The sequence below is a fragment of the Bacillus sp. OV322 genome, assembly GCF_900112495.1.
GTDB lineage: Bacteria > Bacillota > Bacilli > Bacillales > DSM-1321 > Peribacillus.
The window spans coordinates 124,006-140,700 of record NZ_FOMA01000005.1 but is presented as its reverse complement, the minus strand read 5'-3'; the positions used below and the strand labels follow the sequence as shown (position 1 = coordinate 140,700).

The 16,695-nt window shown below is 38.9% G+C and carries 17 protein-coding genes, 3 pseudogenes and 1 riboswitch; of the genes and pseudogenes, 7 read left to right on the top strand and 13 right to left on the bottom strand.

Annotated features, from left to right (window positions below):
• Positions 1-4: 4 nt before the first annotated feature.
• The 8 genes from hxlB to BM126_RS13370 all read right to left on the bottom strand — a co-directional run bounded on the left by hxlB (position 5) and on the right by BM126_RS13370 (position 7,031).
• The gene (gene hxlB, locus BM126_RS13405; protein WP_090989967.1) at positions 5-553 is read right to left on the bottom strand and encodes a 6-phospho-3-hexuloisomerase; all 549 of its coding nucleotides are present in this window, start codon (positions 551-553) and stop codon (positions 5-7) included.
• Complete coding sequence (gene hxlA, locus BM126_RS13400) at positions 546-1,187, bottom strand: 3-hexulose-6-phosphate synthase (RefSeq protein WP_090989966.1); 642 nt, start codon at positions 1,185-1,187, stop codon at positions 546-548. Before hxlA ends, hxlB begins: the two co-directional genes overlap by 8 nt.
• Positions 1,188-1,279: 92 nt before the next feature.
• The gene (locus BM126_RS13395) at positions 1,280-2,275 is read right to left on the bottom strand and encodes a LacI family DNA-binding transcriptional regulator (protein ID WP_090989965.1); all 996 of its coding nucleotides are present in this window, start codon (positions 2,273-2,275) and stop codon (positions 1,280-1,282) included.
• A gap of 168 nt (positions 2,276-2,443) precedes the next feature.
• Positions 2,444-3,100: a bifunctional 4-hydroxy-2-oxoglutarate aldolase/2-dehydro-3-deoxy-phosphogluconate aldolase gene (locus BM126_RS13390; protein WP_090989964.1), complete on the bottom strand. Its 657-nt coding sequence runs from the start codon at positions 3,098-3,100 to the stop codon at positions 2,444-2,446.
• Between the two features lie 46 nt (positions 3,101-3,146).
• Positions 3,147-4,430: an MFS transporter gene (locus BM126_RS13385; protein ID WP_090990298.1), complete on the bottom strand. Its 1,284-nt coding sequence runs from the start codon at positions 4,428-4,430 to the stop codon at positions 3,147-3,149.
• A gap of 4 nt (positions 4,431-4,434) precedes the next feature.
• On the bottom strand, positions 4,435-5,394 hold the full coding sequence (locus BM126_RS13380) for a sugar kinase (protein ID WP_090989963.1): 960 nt from the start codon (positions 5,392-5,394) through the stop codon (positions 4,435-4,437).
• The gene (locus tag BM126_RS13375) at positions 5,391-6,161 is read right to left on the bottom strand and encodes a sugar phosphate isomerase/epimerase family protein (protein ID WP_090989962.1); all 771 of its coding nucleotides are present in this window, start codon (positions 6,159-6,161) and stop codon (positions 5,391-5,393) included. Before BM126_RS13375 ends, BM126_RS13380 begins: the two co-directional genes overlap by 4 nt.
• Before the next feature lie 276 nt (positions 6,162-6,437).
• Positions 6,438-7,031, bottom strand: a complete 594-nt coding sequence (locus tag BM126_RS13370; protein ID WP_090989961.1) for a kinase — start codon at positions 7,029-7,031, stop codon at positions 6,438-6,440.
• 171 nt (positions 7,032-7,202) lie between these two features.
• On the opposite strand from BM126_RS13370, the pseudogene BM126_RS13365 reads away from it, so the two are divergent.
• The 4 genes and pseudogenes from BM126_RS13365 to BM126_RS13350 all read left to right on the top strand — a co-directional run bounded on the left by BM126_RS13365 (position 7,203) and on the right by BM126_RS13350 (position 9,761).
• Positions 7,203-7,962: pseudogene (locus BM126_RS13365) on the top strand (SDR family NAD(P)-dependent oxidoreductase).
• Between the two features lie 259 nt (positions 7,963-8,221).
• Positions 8,222-8,656 carry a MarR family winged helix-turn-helix transcriptional regulator gene (locus tag BM126_RS13360; RefSeq protein WP_090989960.1) on the top strand — a complete coding sequence of 145 codons (435 nt, stop codon included), beginning with the start codon at positions 8,222-8,224 and terminating at the stop codon, positions 8,654-8,656.
• Between the two features lie 33 nt (positions 8,657-8,689).
• Positions 8,690-9,328, top strand: a complete 639-nt coding sequence (locus BM126_RS13355; RefSeq protein ID WP_090989959.1) for a nitroreductase family protein — start codon at positions 8,690-8,692, stop codon at positions 9,326-9,328.
• Between the two features lie 136 nt (positions 9,329-9,464).
• On the top strand, positions 9,465-9,761 hold the full coding sequence (locus BM126_RS13350; protein WP_090989958.1) for a putative quinol monooxygenase: 297 nt from the start codon (positions 9,465-9,467) through the stop codon (positions 9,759-9,761).
• Positions 9,762-9,888: 127 nt separating this feature from the next.
• On the opposite strand, the gene BM126_RS13345 is transcribed toward BM126_RS13350, so the two are convergent.
• Together BM126_RS13345 and BM126_RS13340 are read right to left on the bottom strand one after the other, a co-directional pair.
• Positions 9,889-10,257 carry a hypothetical protein gene (locus BM126_RS13345; RefSeq protein WP_090989957.1) on the bottom strand — a complete coding sequence of 123 codons (369 nt, stop codon included), beginning with the start codon at positions 10,255-10,257 and terminating at the stop codon, positions 9,889-9,891.
• A 412-nt stretch (positions 10,258-10,669) separates the two neighbouring features.
• Positions 10,670-11,219: pseudogene (locus BM126_RS13340) on the bottom strand (GNAT family N-acetyltransferase).
• A 125-nt stretch (positions 11,220-11,344) separates the two neighbouring features.
• On the opposite strand from BM126_RS13340, the gene BM126_RS13335 reads away from it, so the two are divergent.
• Positions 11,345-11,977, top strand: a complete 633-nt coding sequence (locus BM126_RS13335) for a cupin domain-containing protein (protein ID WP_090989956.1) — start codon at positions 11,345-11,347, stop codon at positions 11,975-11,977.
• A gap of 43 nt (positions 11,978-12,020) precedes the next feature.
• Here the strand turns inward: BM126_RS13335 and BM126_RS13330 are convergent, their stop codons facing one another.
• The gene (locus tag BM126_RS13330) at positions 12,021-12,638 is read right to left on the bottom strand and encodes a chloramphenicol phosphotransferase CPT family protein (protein WP_090989955.1); all 618 of its coding nucleotides are present in this window, start codon (positions 12,636-12,638) and stop codon (positions 12,021-12,023) included.
• Between the two features lie 101 nt (positions 12,639-12,739).
• On the opposite strand from BM126_RS13330, the pseudogene BM126_RS13325 reads away from it, so the two are divergent.
• Positions 12,740-13,067, top strand: a pseudogene (locus tag BM126_RS13325) (DUF4385 family protein).
• A 405-nt stretch (positions 13,068-13,472) separates the two neighbouring features.
• Here the strand turns inward: BM126_RS13325 and BM126_RS13320 are convergent.
• The gene (locus tag BM126_RS13320; RefSeq protein WP_256213101.1) at positions 13,473-13,646 is read right to left on the bottom strand and encodes a hypothetical protein; all 174 of its coding nucleotides are present in this window, start codon (positions 13,644-13,646) and stop codon (positions 13,473-13,475) included.
• Positions 13,647-14,063: 417 nt separating this feature from the next.
• Positions 14,064-14,204: riboswitch (cyclic di-AMP (ydaO/yuaA leader) on the bottom strand.
• A gap of 317 nt (positions 14,205-14,521) precedes the next feature.
• Here BM126_RS13320 and BM126_RS13315 point away from each other — a divergent pair.
• The gene (locus BM126_RS13315) at positions 14,522-14,821 is read left to right on the top strand and encodes a hypothetical protein (protein ID WP_090989954.1); all 300 of its coding nucleotides are present in this window, start codon (positions 14,522-14,524) and stop codon (positions 14,819-14,821) included.
• Between the two features lie 65 nt (positions 14,822-14,886).
• On the opposite strand, the gene BM126_RS13310 is transcribed toward BM126_RS13315, so the two are convergent.
• Positions 14,887-16,569, bottom strand: coding sequence for an alpha-keto acid decarboxylase family protein (locus BM126_RS13310; RefSeq protein ID WP_256213100.1), 1,683 nt, complete (start codon positions 16,567-16,569; stop codon positions 14,887-14,889).
• Positions 16,570-16,695 lie beyond the last annotated feature (126 nt).

Sequence of the window (16,695 nt, the reverse complement as noted above, 5' to 3'; positions counted from 1 at the left end):
GCCTTTATTCCAAATTGCTGTGCTGTTTAAAAGCCTGGCTGTTATCGACGTGATTTAATTCTGCATACAAAAGGCAAATGGTATCAAACACAATGTGAGCACATTGATCAAACAATGAACCAAGAGGCTGTATGGTTTCCGTTTCACCTTCACGGCGGAATTTAGTCGCAGCTGGTATGTGGACAAGATAGCTTGAAGATAACCCTAATCCTGATTCTTTTTCGGTTGATATGCCAACAACCTCGCAGTTTATTGATTTTGCTTTTTCGGCAGTCCATACTACACTTTTAGTAGTGCCTGAACCGGAAACGGCTACAAGTGTATCTCCTGCACCAATGGAAGGTGTAATCGTTTCTCCAACAACAAAAACAGAAGCGCCTAAATGCATTAATCTCATGGCAAACGATTTTGCCATTAATCCCGAACGTCCTTCGCCAATGACAAAAATCCGGTTCGAGCGCTTTAATAGTTGGGCAATTTCAGATAAATTATGCTGATCAACTTGTGCAAGCACTCCATCCATTTCATTTAATATGACAGTTGTTTTATTCATTTCCATCACCCTCCATTGATTCAATAATACGTTTGAACTGTCTTGCAGCAGCTGCGGGATCATCTGCCTTGGTTATGGCTGAACCAACAATGGCTACTGCCGGATTCAGATTTCTCATTAAAGCTGGCAGCGACAAGGGGTTAATACCGCCTGCAGCAGCGATTGTAACAGCTGAAGACTCTGCAGGCTGTAGCCGCTGATTTGGGCTGCCGCCTTCTTCCAGCTCATCCCGGCTTGTATGATGACAGAAGATACCATCTTGATATTTCAACAAATCTGCTATTTGTTCTGCAGATGTATTTAATAGGTCAATCATTACACGCTTGTTCATTTTTCCAGCGACATCAAAGCAGGCAGCAATCGTAACCAGCGGCGATACTCCCATTACAGTGGCCACGTCTGCACCTGCCTCAAAACACATCTCAAACTCATATCTGGCATTATCTATGGTTTTGCAGTCTGCAACAATGATTTTATGAGGAAAAGCTTCTTTCAGCTGTGTAACGCTGTTCATTCCAAATTCCTTAATTAAAGATGTGCCAACCTCTATCCAATCGACATAATCCTCTGCCAACCTGGTAATTCGGATAGCTTCCTGGATGGTTAGTCTGTCTAAAGCCAGCTGCAGTTTCATTACAAAAACTCCTTTAATTTCAAAGTAAACCGGTTTAGTAAAAAGGCAGGGAGATTCCTAAAGCTCCTAAACAGGCAAATGCTTTCATTTGCCTATTTAGATGATTCCCTCCATATAATGCTGCTTGGGAAAATGACGGTTTCAGAATTTACATCTTCCTTATTAATCTGTTTATATAATATTTCTGCAGCCTTTTTTCCCATTTCATAAGCAGGCTGGGCAATCGTTGTTACTGGAGGATCTGCCAAATGAGCAAAAGGAATATTATCGAAAACAATGAGTGATAAATCCTTTCCTATTTTAATACGTCTTTCCTGCAGGAATTCCAGCACTTCAAGGAAAACTAAATCATTGCCGGCAAATAAAGCAGTCGGCGGTTCTGGCAGATCAAACATTAGTGATAAATGTTTCTTAAGCTCCTGTACTGGAGCATTTATTATATATTCATCTTTAATAGCAATATCTGCTTCCAGTAAAGCTTGTTTATAACCAGCCAGCCGCTCTATTCTCGGGCTGATTGTTAATGGCTGAAAGGCTGCAGCTATTTTAAGGTGCCCGCTTTTTAAAAAATGCCTGATTGCTTCATACGAGGAATTTTTGTTATCTGTAACAATAGCTGGCACATTAATTTCTCCTGCTGATCTATCCATAAAGACTACCGGATAGCTTTCTTTCTCCATAGTTTTGTATAGATCGGCATTTTGTCCAGTAGGAAAGATAATCAGCCCATCCACTTGTTTTGCGCGCAGCATTTCTATATAATTTTTTTCTTTTACCGGATCATCATCTGCATTGCAAACTATTGCATGGATATCATGTTCATGAAAATAATCTTCAATCGAACGGCTTACTTCTGTAGAAAAACGATGAACAATATTCGCAACAATAATTCCGATCATAGACGTTCTTTTTTGTTTGAGACTCCTTGCTAAATAATTAGGCTGATAGTCTAATTTTTCAATAGCCAGCTCAATTTTTTTCTTTGTTTCAGTTCCCATATATTCATAACGCTTATTTAAAAACTGCGAAACAGTGCTTTTCGAAACACCAGCTTCTTTGGCAACATCGGCCATGGTAGATTTTTTCATTGCATCTTCCTCTTTCAATAATCCCTGGTTACATTTTATCCCACTTTAACCGGCAGTGAAACCCCCGCATTATAAGTTATACTTTTTCCTTATTCCGGTAATCGTCTCGTTTTCCTGGCTTGGACCGGCTAAACGGACATAAAAAGTAAGATACTAAAAAATTGAAACCTAAGTTAGAGGAGCTTCCTGAAAAATTGGTTCACTTTTTACAGCCTGCATAAATCTCTTGGCATTCAGGCAAATTTGTTCTAAGTATTTATCGGTCATTTCATTTTTTGGATCCACTAATGTGCTTCCGGCTCCGATTGCAGCTGCCCCAGCTTTAATGAATTCACTTGCATTTTTGAGATTTATCCCTCCTGTCGGCATCAGCGGGATATGCGGAAGCGGACCTGCAAGGCTCTTTAAATATTCTGGTCCCCCAACATTTGCGGGAAAAACTTTAACTAAATCTGCGCCATATTCATAGGCGCTCAGAATTTCCGTTGGAGTAAATGCACCTGGAACACTGATCACTCCATACCTTTTTGCCATTTCAATCGTTTCTTTTTTTAAAGAAGGAGAAAAGACAAATTGCGACCCTGCCATAATGGCTTCTCTGGCTGTATAAGCATCAAGAACAGTACCTGCTCCTATCAGCAGCTTATTGCCGAATTCCTCACAAAGCTTTTCAATTATTTTTAGTGCTTTTGGTGTTTCCATTGTGATTTCCAGAGCCGTAACTCCCCCAGCCTCCAATGCTGAAGCTATCGGTAAAATGGTTTCGGGTTTAGCACCTCTTATAACTGCTACTACCGCTCTTTTACGTATTTGCTCTGCTCCCATTTCTTGCGCCTCCTTATTGTTTTCACCTATTACAGCATCCCTTATATTAAGCGCTTACTTTAAAATCCTTCTTCTTTGAGGGTGTTTTAGCTTCCCTTAGTGCCCAGATAGTCAGCAAAGCCGATAAAAACAAGGAACCGGCCATAAAGACATATGATGCTCCGAATCCCCCTGTTCTTCCATTAAGAAATCCTACAATATAAGAACCAAGAAATGAGCCTAATGCACCCATGCTGTTGATTAAAGCCATAGCACCTCCGGCAACATTCCTCGGAAGAATTTCAGGAATGATGGCAAAAAACGGGCCATAAGGAGCGTACATGGCACCTCCTGCAATTATTAATAATATAAATGAAAGCCAGAAGTTGCTTGTTCCAATTAGATACGAGCCATAAAACGCAATTGCTCCGATTAATAAAAACGGCCATACAAAAGCTTGGCGATTAAGTGTTTTGTCAGAGAAATAAGACGATCCAAGCATTAATAACACAGCCAGGATATAAGGAATGGATGATAACCAGCCGGTTGTGACGATATCCATATTTGGAGCCGCTTTAATGATGGACGGCAGCCACATAACAAAACCATAAACACCAATGCTCCACAAAGCATATTGCAGACTGAGCAGAATCACCGTTTTTGATTTGAATGCATCACGGTAATTTTTAACTTCCTGCATTCCCTGCTGTTCTTTTAACAGCTCCTCTTCAAGCTGCAGTTTTTCTTGCCTTGAAAGCCACTTTGCATCTTTCGGTTCATCCTGGACAACCTTCCACCATATAAAAGCCCAAATCAGTGCTGGAAACCCTTCGAAGATGAACATCCATCTCCAGCCAAAGGAATTTAGTAAATATCCGGATAAGATACTCATCCATAAAACAGTTGCAGGATTACCCAAAATCAGAAACGTATTAGCACGCGATCTTTCTGCCTTTGTAAACCAATGGCTTAAAAATATGAGCATGGAAGGCATTACCGCACTTTCCACCACTCCCAGCATAAAACGGATTACGAATAATAGCTTAATATTTGTTACGAGTCCTGTTGCGGTTGCTAATCCGCCCCATAAAATTAATGACCAAAAGATAAGCTTTTTTGCACTTTTATTATCAGCATAATAGGCACCTGGGACCTGGAAAAAGAAATATCCCAGAAAAAACAGAGAACCCAATAAAGACGAGATGCCTGGGGTGATATGCAAATCTGCTGCCAGGCCAGAGGCAGCTCCGAAGCCATAATTGGCCCTATCCAAATAAGCCAGGCTGTATGTAATAAAAGCAATTGGAATAAGGCGCAGCCATCTTTTTTTAGAAAGAATCTGTTTTTGCATCATTTCATCTTCCCCCTATTAATGATTTATTTAATAAATCCTGCAGCTCGTTCTTTGTGGGATATCCGTCATTATCACCAGGAGACTGCACAGCCAGCGAGCCAATTGCATTGCCTCTTAATACAGATTCATAAACAGATAGATTTTCTAGAAAGCCGCTAATTACACCGACTGCAAACCCGTCTCCCGCACCCACTGTATCTATCACCTTATCTGCCTTGAAAGATGGGATTGTCCCTTTTTCTTTCAGTGATTCATAATAGGCCCCATTTTCGCCTAATTTAATTACAACAAGTTTAACGCCTTTTTCTAAGTAAAAGCTTGCTATGTCGCCAGGATCCTTGAACCCTGTCAATACTTCCCCTTCTTCAATTCCCGGAAGAAAGTAATCCGCTTGGATGGCCATCCTATTTATTTCTTCAATCATTTCCTTCTTTGAATTCCACAAAGAAGGACGAAGATTAGGATCAAAGGAAATGGTATTTTTCTGTTTTTTCATAAAAGATAACGCTTCATGTGAAAATTCCCTGGCGCTTATTGATATGGCTAACGGTATTCCTGTCAAATGCAAATGCCTGGCTTTGCTAAAATACTCTTCGCAAAAGTCGGACTTTTCCAGAAAACTGGCAGCAGAGCCTTTTCTAAAATATTGAACTTCCGGATCTCCCTTATCAACCTTGGATTTAATCTGAAATCCAGTTGGATGATCTTTATCTGCCAGGACACAGCTGATGTCAACGCTTTCAGATTTAAGCCTTTGAATGATAAAATCTCCGAAGGCATCTCTTCCTACCTTGCTTGCCCATCCTGCACGAAGTCCGAGCTTTGCAAGCCCTATAGCTACATTTGTCTCAGCTCCTGCCAGTTCACGATTAAACTGTTTTACTTCATGCAATGGGCCTTTTTCTGCCGCTATAAACATCGCCATAGCTTCTCCAAAGGTAACTACATCTAATTCCTTCATGCTAATGACCAGCTTTCTTTGTTGGATTTTTTCATGAAATCTACATAAACCTTTGTTCTTTCTTTTGGCTGTATGGGAAATTCAAGGGCTATTGGTATGTCTGACGGTAATTGCCTTAAGAAATACCAATTCTCTTTTCCTTCCAAAGAAATTGGTTCCGTTATCAGAACTCCACTTCTTTCTGCAACCGATTTAAGATGCAGATAAGACACATAAGGGGCAAGTTCAATAAATGCGGCTTCGGCATCTTCATCCGTGTAATGCCAATTCCCTGTATCAAATGTCATTCTGACAGGTACATTATATTGAGAAGCGCTTTCAAAAAACCGGACTAACAAATCCTTCCTCCCTCCATGCAGGGTTTGATCATTTTCGATAAGCAATTGAATTGGACTGTACTTTAACACCACTTCATTTAATTTTTTAAAATCTGATTTACTTGGATTAAAACGGCCCAGCGACACCTTTAAAAATTTTGCATTCAAGTCAGCTGCTTCTTTAAATACTTGTGTCAAAAGATCCGTATTTAACATCTGATCTTCATTCCATAAGTAAGTTGGAGCTGAATAAACAGCAATCAGCTTTCTTTTTTTTATTACCTGCTGAAGTTCTTTTAAAGGAGGATCTTTTTCAAAATTCAATAACTCTCTGCGTATTTCCACTCCATCTGCTCCTGCATCAGCAATTAATTCAATAAAAGCTTGCTGTCCCAGCTTCTGTACATCTGACTGTTCAAATGCATTCAGCGGAACAATAATATTGCTCATTTGATCTGCCCCTTTATACTTTTATAAACCGGTTTAGTAAATCGATTTATTTGAATTATATAGGCAATGTAAGCGCTTTTCAAGTGTTTTTTTTAAATTTTTATCTTACTTTTAGTTTACTATTTATCTGCAGTAAGATTGATTTTAAAAGAGAATCCTGGAATTTCTCTCCCCTTATTTAAAGAAAGTTATGTTCTTTAGCAAATTAAGGATATGAGAGGATTAAATATATTCTATCGAGGTATAAATTAAAATATATATATTATAAAAAAAAGCCTATTCCTCCATTAGGAAATCGGCATTTTCTTTTGGAAATTCAGTTTGTAAATAATGGTCTTCAGCTTTCCAGTATCTATTTTTAAATTTTCCGGTTTGTTTTTGAGTTTCCGCTTTTTCCCGAAGAAACCTTTTTTCTCTAGAAACTTCCAGAAACACGAGAAAATCAAAGTGGTTTCTCCATTCTTCTCTTTGCAGGAATACACCTTCTATTATGATTACACATCGATCCGGGAGATTAATATCGCGAAATTCACATGTATCCCTTTCATTATCATAAAACGGAAGCTTTAGCCTCTGAGCGGATTTTAGCTTTTTGAAAAAATGCTGTGACAGCCATTTTACATCCCACTGCAGGCTGTAATATTCGTACCACTCTTCTTCTCCAGTGTTATACCGCTTATTTCTTTCCACAATATGATCGTCAATATGAAAAATAACATATGAAATATTATTCTTTCTCAAATATTGGCTTATGCGATTCACAAGCGTTGTTTTGCCAGATCGGCTTAAGCCATCAATTCCAGCGATATAACGATTTCCTGTATGATTTTCCTTTATCTGCTTTAAAAGAATATTGATATCATTTTCCATCTATCTTTCTTCCCCTTTGTTAATAATAGGTTGATTTGTACTGATTGAGTTAGATAAACTACCCTTCTAAAAATCCTGTAATAATCACAGAGCACTTTATAATCAAATTAATTTATATATTTTTAACAGACGTTTATATTAGTAATGACTATATGATTAGGAGGAACGGATATGAAATACATCGTTATAACTGGAGCGAGTTCCGGCATCGGTTATGAAAGTGCTAAAGCATTTGCAGCCCGCGGGAAGAATCTGATTATCATTGCCCGCCGAATAGAAAAACTGGAGCAATTAAAGTCGGAAATTGCCTCTTTTAACCCAGAAATAGATGTGGTCATCATGACCGCTGATTTGTCTGTTGCTGAAAATGCTCATGATTTGTATAAAAAACTCCGGCGTTATGAAATTGAAACCTGGGTTAATAATGCAGGGTTTGGAAATTTCGCATCAATTGCTGACCAAATTCTTGACAAAATACAGACCATGATCCATCTGAACATTGAATCATTAACCATATTGTTATGTCCGGGACTATTCAAATTATGATGGTGCCCAGCTAATCAACGTCTCTTCTGGCGGGGGGTATACCATTGTTGCTGATGCCGTTACCTACTGTGCCACTAAATTTTATGTAAGTGCATTTACTGAAGGACTTGCCCGGGAACTTCAGTCACAAGGGGCTAAATTGAAAGCTAAGGTTCTTGCTCCTGCGGCAACGGAAACAGAATTTGCGAAACATGCTTTAAATAAAGATGACTTCCAATATGAAGGTGCCTTGCCGAAATATCACACATCAAAAGAAATGGCAGGATTTTTACTTGATTTGCATGACAGTGAAAAGACGGTTGGCATTGTAGATGGCCATACCTACGAGTTCCAGCTAAAAGATCCGCTCTTTAATTACGCTGCTGGTTCTTCAACTAGAGATTGACTAGAAAAATTTGACCACAACCTGCCACCAGCGAGGTTCCCCTGACAGCTTTTTGCAGGAGGTTTAGAGAGGTTCCCCACCGCTCGCGAGTTCTAGGTAACTAACAGCACACATCCTCCGATCCATTTATCAGCAGGAAAATTTTATAGAACTTATTAATTCTGCTTGCTTGATTTTTTTTAGTATATGATTTATATTAATTGAGCCATCAACAATTGATGGGTCAACCATTTTTTTTAAAACTAAAAGGAGGCATATCTTGGCCGATTCATGTTCTGAAAAAGGTCTTATTCTATATGCTTTGCATGAGCTGCACAAACAGGTTAGCCCAAAGTTCGAAAAGTGCACCGGCATAAGCCAGTCACGCCTGGATTTATTGCATGAGCTTTGCCAGGCTGACGAAATCAGTCAAACTGCTCTTCAAAAAGAGGTCAACATCGATAGTGCCGCTGTTACCAGGCATCTAAAACAGCTTGAAACTGCAGGCATGGTATCAAGGCGAAGAAACCCGGATGATAATAGGATCACATTGGTTAAGCTTACAGATCATGGACGCAATGAAATCATTTCTATGCGTGATGAAAAAGCATTTTTTGTAGCTCAAATGCTTGATGGCTTTTCAAATGATGAATGCAATCAGCTTTTAGATATGCTTAACAGAATGCAAAACAATATTAAACACATCCGGGCTTAATTCATATCACTTTCATAAAAGGAGAATACATCAATGACAAACACAACATACATCAATGACTTTAAAGAAATCATTACAGGACGCCGTTCCATTAGAAGCTACGACCCTTCGGTAAAAATCAGCAAAAAAGAAATGGAAGAAATCCTTACAGAAGCGACTCTTGCACCTTCCTCTGTGAATATGCAGCCATGGCGTTTCCTCGTCATCGAAAGTGAGGAAGCAAAAGCGACATTAGCGCCGCTTGCCCGCTTCAACCAGCCACAGGTTGAAACATCTTCAGCAATGATCGCAGTATTCGGAGATCTTAATAACTTTGATTACGGCGAAGAAATATACAGCAAAGCAGTGGAAATGGGATTTATGCCGCAGGACGTTAAAGAAAATATGATGAATAGCCTTACAGCTCATTTTTCCTCTATTGCTCCAGAAGTTAATAAAGAGACTGTCTTAATTGACGGCGGTTTAGTGTCCATGCAGCTCATGCTTGCAGCCCGTGCACATGGTTATGATACTTGTCCGATTGGCGGATATGAAAAAGATAAAATTGCCGAAGCTTTTGGATTAGACAAAGACCGCTTTGTGCCAGTAATGCTGATTTCAATTGGCAAAGCAGCAGGAACAGGCTATCAGTCCGTACGCCTTCCGCTTGAAAAAGTCGCACAATGGAAATAACAGAAAGCACCTATGAACAATGCGGGCGAATGCCGCTCAGGTAATGTACATGAAAAATTAAAAAATGCCCTCACTCTAACTAATGTGCTGCAGTACTTTCTATAGTGCTGTAAGCTGCACTGAAAGGAATGTTAATATGTTAATCATTCATGCAGGATTTACTATAGACTCAGCAAAACACGAGGAATTCTTAAAAGAAATCTCACCGCTCATCGATGCTTCAAGAGCCGAGGAAGGAAACATTTCTTACGATTTATACAAGCACACAGAAAAAGAAAATGTATATACAATGGTAGAGGTATGGCAGGATCTCCAAGCGGTTGAAAGCCATAATAAAAGCTCACATTTTACATCTTTTACAGCTGCAGCCGGCAATTTCCTGACTGCTCCATTAGATGTGAAAGTTTTTAACGGAGAGCCTCTAAAAAGATAAAATCAGCAGCAAAACTCAGCACTGCATTATTCTTTTGCAGCTGCTGAGATTTATTGTATTAACCTTAAAAAACTTTTTTTATATACTATTCTTTCAACAGTCTTGGAAATTCTCTCAGCCAGCAAGATTATGGAAGCTCTCCGGCGCGAAATAAACGCCCTCCCTTAAATACCCTCTGCTGTGACATGCTGTTTTCAGCCCATTTCAAAAGGCTCGCTGCGGTAAAGTACTGTTTTTTGTCAATGTATATATACTGCATCTTTTCACTTGGTTCAGATTCACTTTTTTCAGTATGTAAAATAACCTCCATCTCCGGGACAGTTATACCTAAAACCTTTGATGCTTCTCCAATTGTAAGCAAGTAATGTCCCTGATTCTGCTTTTTCATCTGTGAATTGACAGAAACCGTGGTTGCCTTTGCAGAATCCAAATAACCTCCAATGATAATGCCCAATGATATTATCAGTGCCGGTATCCAATTATAGTTATTTTTCATTTCCCCTCTCCTTTCTCAAAAAAAAACATTCATCTGGAACCAATTGGTTAATATATATAATATCAGTATTATAACTGAATATGGTTAAATTTGGAATAAACAGTTATTAATTAAAAAAGGCTCTTTTCTTAAAGAATGCTGTTTTTTTAATTTGTTATGTGAAGCGCTCCCATTATCAAGTCAGGTTGAATGGATCCTAAGGTGCGAGACTCCTGCTTAGATTAGCAGAACAGGACCTAAGCAGGGGCATCCTGAAGAGGAAAACAACCAACCTTGTTTCATGGCAGCAAAGTTTATGAAAACAGCCTTAAAAAAATAGCGTATCATTGTGCTTTTCTATAAATTAGTCCCTCACTGGGCAATTTTAAGTGCTTCAGTATTCACTGGAATGTCCTTCGAAACCGTTTCAGAACTAAAGATTTCCGAACATCTTCCTCCAGTCCTTTTCTAACAAACTGTAGATAACAATGTCCTCATAATGGTCATGCAGCCACTGTCCGTCCTTTTTAATGCCCTCAGCTGTAAATCCGAGTCTTTCAGGCACCTTTATGCTTTTTGTGTTGCCTGCCGCACATTGTATTTCGATTCGATTTAACTTCATTTCATCAAATAAGTATCTTGTTAAAGATTGTATGCATTTGGTGATAATCCCATTACCTTGTGCATTTTCAGACAAAAAGTAACCTATGCCCGCTGTCTTATTGTTCCAGTCAATATATTGCAGCCAATCATGCCGGCTAATTTTCCATGAAATCGGATTCCAGCATCAAATCCATTATTATTCGCATAATTTGTAAGCCATATAGGAATGATGGATTCAAAATCTCCTGCTGATTTTCTCTTATCTACCCAGAGGAGCCACTTCCTCAGATACTCTCTATTTTCAGCTGGTATAATTCTTCTTTATGATGCTGCTGCAATAGCTCTATTTCAATCTCTTTATCTACGCGAAACGAAAACACAGGCAGGTTCCCCCTTATTGATTTCTGCTAAAAGAAGTATTGCTTCAATTTTATGTAAGCACCATCCCTGTTGCCAGCATAAACTTATCTGTACAAATAAGTTTATGATAAAGGATGGAACATAAATGGCTGCAAATATAGATTATTCCTCTCCTGCTGCACAATTCACCTATGATGTAAATAAAAGCAATACATTTAAAAAAGATAAGCGTAACTTCATTAATGTATTAGGAATTAAACAATTGAATACGCTTGATAATGTATCTTTGCTGGACATTTTCTTAAGCGCGAACAATGTAATTGAACCACACTATCACCAAAATGCGGCAGAACTGGTTTATTGCATTTCAGGTTCTGCAGTTGTTTCCATTTTCAACCCATTTACTAAACAACTTCAAACCTATTCCATCAGGCCTGGTCAGGTAGCCAACGTCCCGCATGGCTGGTGGCATTATGAAGTGGCTTCTGAGAATGAAACACATCTGCTTGCCATATTTAATGCTTCCGAGCCTGAAGTTATTTTAGGATCTGACCTGCTAAAGTTCACTCCTGCAGATATTATGGCGAAAACCTACTGTATGAATGAAAATCAATGGAAAAGTACTATAGAGCCAGTACAGCCCAATACATTTATCGGTCCTGCCAAAAATTGTGCCAAAAGACATGATTACGGGAACTATTCCTGCCCTCATAATCAGCACTATTATCAGAACCAGCCGCCTATGCACTCATATGAACCATATAATTATCCCCGCTGACCACATATTACATTAATTCACTTTCCTATGTATGATGAATGGATCATACTTTCTGCAACATGTGAAAAGCAGCTGCAGGAGGTCCATTTTTAAGATGATGCCGGATGATATCAGCGCACTCTGCCGGTTTGTGAAAGGATGTGTCTAATTCAATATCATAAATTCCTGGGACATGGACGGCCTTCTGCCATAATTCAACAGGAGGCGGCACTTTTCCGTCCGCATCATATCCTTTTTGCCATGTCTTAATTCTCCTCTGCATCACAACATCGATAGGACAAAACACACCGGCAAATAATACTGGAAGCCCCTCCAAAATGTTAGCGCACATTGGAAGGATTCCAAGCGGCTGAGAATAGGCATCATGGTGCCCCACATCACAAACTACATGAATTCCAAGCCTGCTGTGGCTGGCAATTGCTTCATACATAGCCTGATAAAGGTTCACAATGAAAGGCTCGAGATCCGGCCACTCACCGCCGGGACGCAGGCCTATTCCCGGCTGAAAACGTTCCGGAGTCATTTGCATAAAATGATCTGTACCCAGGTTCATCCATATCCCCTCGAAGGTTTCCTGGATAACTGCAGCTATACTGGACTTTCCAGACCTTGGTGTGCCATTTAGAATGATAATTTGTCCATATTTTTTTACCGGCAGCATGACGTCCCTCCTTATTTTTAATAGATATAGAAGATTTAATAATAGAAGAAATGAATAGATTTTCACGAATGGGGTAAATCAAAATTGAAGGAGTGAACAATTTGAACAAACAAAAAAATGAATTCGATTACTCGCTTGATTATGACAGCATAGATTTCCGCAAGCATCCAGAATTGTACCGTGTTGGCCGGGGGGAGCAGGGTGTCTTGATGGTAGAGCCCTATAAAAGTGAAATACTGCCTCATTGGCGTTTTAAAACTCCGGAAATAGCAGAAAATTCTTCAAATAAAATTTATCAGCAGTTCCTCGACTACAAATCCAGCAGTCAAAGCTAAATCAGCAAGCATCTTCATGGAAAAGTGGAAGCTGGCAAGAGAGGATCAAGATTACCTCGCACTGAAGAAAATGCATCAGAAAAAATATGGATAAACCTAAGGACAGGGGCACCTTTAGTTTTTCGGAGATGCCCTAATACCTGATTGCCCTATTTTATTAAAGTTCAGTGTTTCTTCTTCAGACCGGATATCCCTACTATTATTTATTTTAAAAGGGGCTTCATCCTTAGAAACATTCTACCTCACAAAAAAACGAACTACTCTGATAATTAAATGTAACACAATAACCATCAAAATAACACGCCTTTTTCGAGCTTTTATAGAGCTGCTGAACAATGTATCTTTTTTGTTTCCTGCCTTCTAGAGCAAAACAAACATTCGTGTTTTGAACACTTAACGGTCTACTCCATCTTTGAAATGCAGATGCCAATTCTTATCTCCCTTATGTTAAATGTCTTCCACAGTTTTTTCCAATTCCTGAAAACTAATATGTTTCAATTCAGATTTCCTCTGCAGGATTTAGTTTGATCCCTGCTACAGCGTTTACAGCCACTAACCTTCTATGTTCTTCATTCAGCTTATCTATCGCTTCAACAAGGTGGAGTGTGTACTTAGCCAGATCTTTATGCTGATCTGGGAATCTTTCCTGGAATTCTTGAATTTTTTTTAACATTATTTTTCCCATTTTCGTATTTTCTTTAGGCTGCAAAGCGGGTGAATTCCGATCTTAATATTCTCATCCCTTTAAGTATGCATACGCAAATCCCCATATTTCTCTAAATCTGTGTTAACTCTTCAAGAAGTCATTTACTTATTAATCCTACTTGTTAGGTCCCCTTAGTTATTGTTCTCAGTGCCATAAGATTAGACGGAAGTATAAAAGAAATCCCAGGTTTGGCCAAATGGCTTAAACAGCGAATTTATGTGAGGAAAAACCATTAACATGCTTATGCAAATCAAAGTTTCGCTTCCCCTTGCATAAAGGTTTCTAAAAATTCTTTTCATTTTTAGCATAATAAAAAGACCTCCATGAATCTGAAAGCTTATTTGCTTTTCAAAACAAAAAAGCCCCTATTTCAAGGCGGTCTTAGACCTTATTCGCTATGGCCGGCGAAGTTAGCTGACGGAGAGGATAGCTTTAGTATTCCTCATCCCTTTTGTATATGCAGAATAACCTTCAGAAATAACGGGTCCTCCGTTCTCAAATTGAGTGATTAGGCCGATAGGAATTTATTAATAATGGAAAATTATACACATAAAAGGGCAGCCAGTTCTTCCGCAAACTGGCTGCCCCGCTGAGCAAAAAGAAAGCAATCAAAGCAATAAGACTGCTTCCAATATTTATGGTACTTTACCTGCTCAAACCATGTCCACCTTTAATATTTTACTGAAATAGAATAATTTGTAATAAATGTATTTGTCAAACATCATAACTTTCTTCATATTGCATGCCGGACAGGAATATCAAAATCACTCCTTGCATATTCATTAATAATGAAAAGCCTGTACGCCAGGCCCAGTGTGCCGTTAATAGAAGGAGGAAATTCCATGTTCAAGGAAAAATTGCAGCTTGCTATACTAAAAGAAATAAAAACGGGCAATAAAAATTTCACAAGGCAGAAACTGCAATTCAGCCCAACTCTTCTGAGTGAAATTATTTTTGATTTAGTGAAAAATCGATTGATAGCTGATGCAGATTTTTACAGAGACGGCAAATATGACTTATCCACTGCAGAGCTTACTTTAATCGGCGAAAGGTACCTTCATGATCATTCAGATATACTTTGTGATTATAAAGGGCTCAGCAGTATTAACGACTGGCTGAAAATAGATATCAAAAGAGGCTAATCTTAATTAGGGACTTTTCCTCAAACAATATAAGCGGATCATGAATTGTTTACAACATTCTCTCTTTAGGCCTGCTGTTTTTCTTGTTCTTCCAGAAAGCTGCGCATTTTAACAAGATATTCCGGGCCATCAAGCGGATCTTTCACGATCATTTCAATGATCACCAGTTTATCCGCATTTTCCGCAGCTGAAATGGCATCCTCCAGCTCTCCATTTGTTTCAGCACTCTTATATAAGGCCCCTTCTCCAAAAATTTCAGTCAGTTTTTCGTATTTCCATTCAGGAATATTATTGTAATCTTGATTTTTTGTTTTTACATTTAAATATTTTTCAATTGTATATCCTTTGTTATTCAAAATAAATATAATTGGCTTGCAGTCATTTTCAAGCATGGAACTAATCTCCTGTACTGTCAGCTGCAGCGAGCCGTCGCCGGTAAATAGCAGGACACGCCGATTTCCAGATGCCATGCAGGCGCCGAAAGCCGCCGGGATTCCATAGCCGATGCTTTGCCAGCCTCCCTGGGCAATATAAGATGCCCCTTTGGGCAACCGGATTTGTGATACGCCATAAGAAAATGTCCCTGTTTCAGCAACAACAATGTCATTTTCCTTAAGCCTATTTTCTATTATAGGATAGTATGTGCTTGCTTCTAAGAGCTGTTCTCGTTCAAATGATGTACGTTCATAAGGAAATTCAGGTTTTATTGCTGGCTCAGTATCTTGATACTGCAGTTCCATCAGGGAAAGAAGCATATCACTGGCCAGGATGTTCATGTATTGTGCTTGTCCCACTTTTACTGAATCTGGATAGATTTCAATAATATTTTCCCTATTGAGTTCAGCAGTGAAATTGGCTGTATTAACATCTGACCAAACCGGGCCTACGATAAAAAGGCAATCAGCTTCTTCAATAATCCGTTTTACGGCCTCACTGCCGAACTGGCCATTATACATTCCAGTATACAGAGGATGAGTTTCATCAAAGCCTCCCTTTCCCTGCATGGTTTGGGCAACAGGCAGTTTTGCATGTTCTGCAAATTCCTTTACTTGTTTTTGCAATCCAAAACGCATTGTATCCCTATCAGTTAATATGGCAGCATTATTGGCATTTTCCAGAAGCTTCCCTGCATGATTAATGGCGGCCTTCAGAGACTCGTCATTTGTTTTCACAGGCTCATTTTGCTGACCGGAAAGTTTTTGTATTGGTTTTGTGACTAAATCAATACTGACCGACAAATACACCGGCTTTTTTGTTTTCTTTGCCGTCATTATAGCAGCTGGAATTTCCCATGCGGCATTTTCCGGCGTTAGTATCGCTGTGTATTCAGTAATATTTTCGTACACTTTCCTGAATACATCATAATCACCGTCCATAAGTGTATGGTGCATCAGCTTTTTGGATTGCTGGTCCCCTGATTTTGGTGAACCGACAATATGGATAATAGGCACACTTTCACTATAAGCCCCTGCGACAGCATTACATGCACTCATTTCTCCTACTCCAAACGTCGTGATCATTGCTGCAATTCCTTTTTCCCTGGCATATCCATCTGCAGCGTATCCTGCATTCAGCTCATTCTTCGCGTTAATGAAAGTCATGTCATTTCTATTTTCCAATGTATCTAAAAGGGTGAAATTATAATCACCCGGTATCCCGAAAATATGTGTAATACCTTCTTTTTTTAAGCAGTCAAATAAAAAATCGCCAAGAGTGGCGTTTTGATTAAAATTTTGTAAAGATGACAAATTAATTCCTCCCAGCCATTTTTATTATTATATACCACCGAATATTTCCGCTAATCCGGTTTATAGAATAACTAAAAAAAATAAAACATTTCACCCTTTAAAATGTATAATATTAGCAGATGTTGA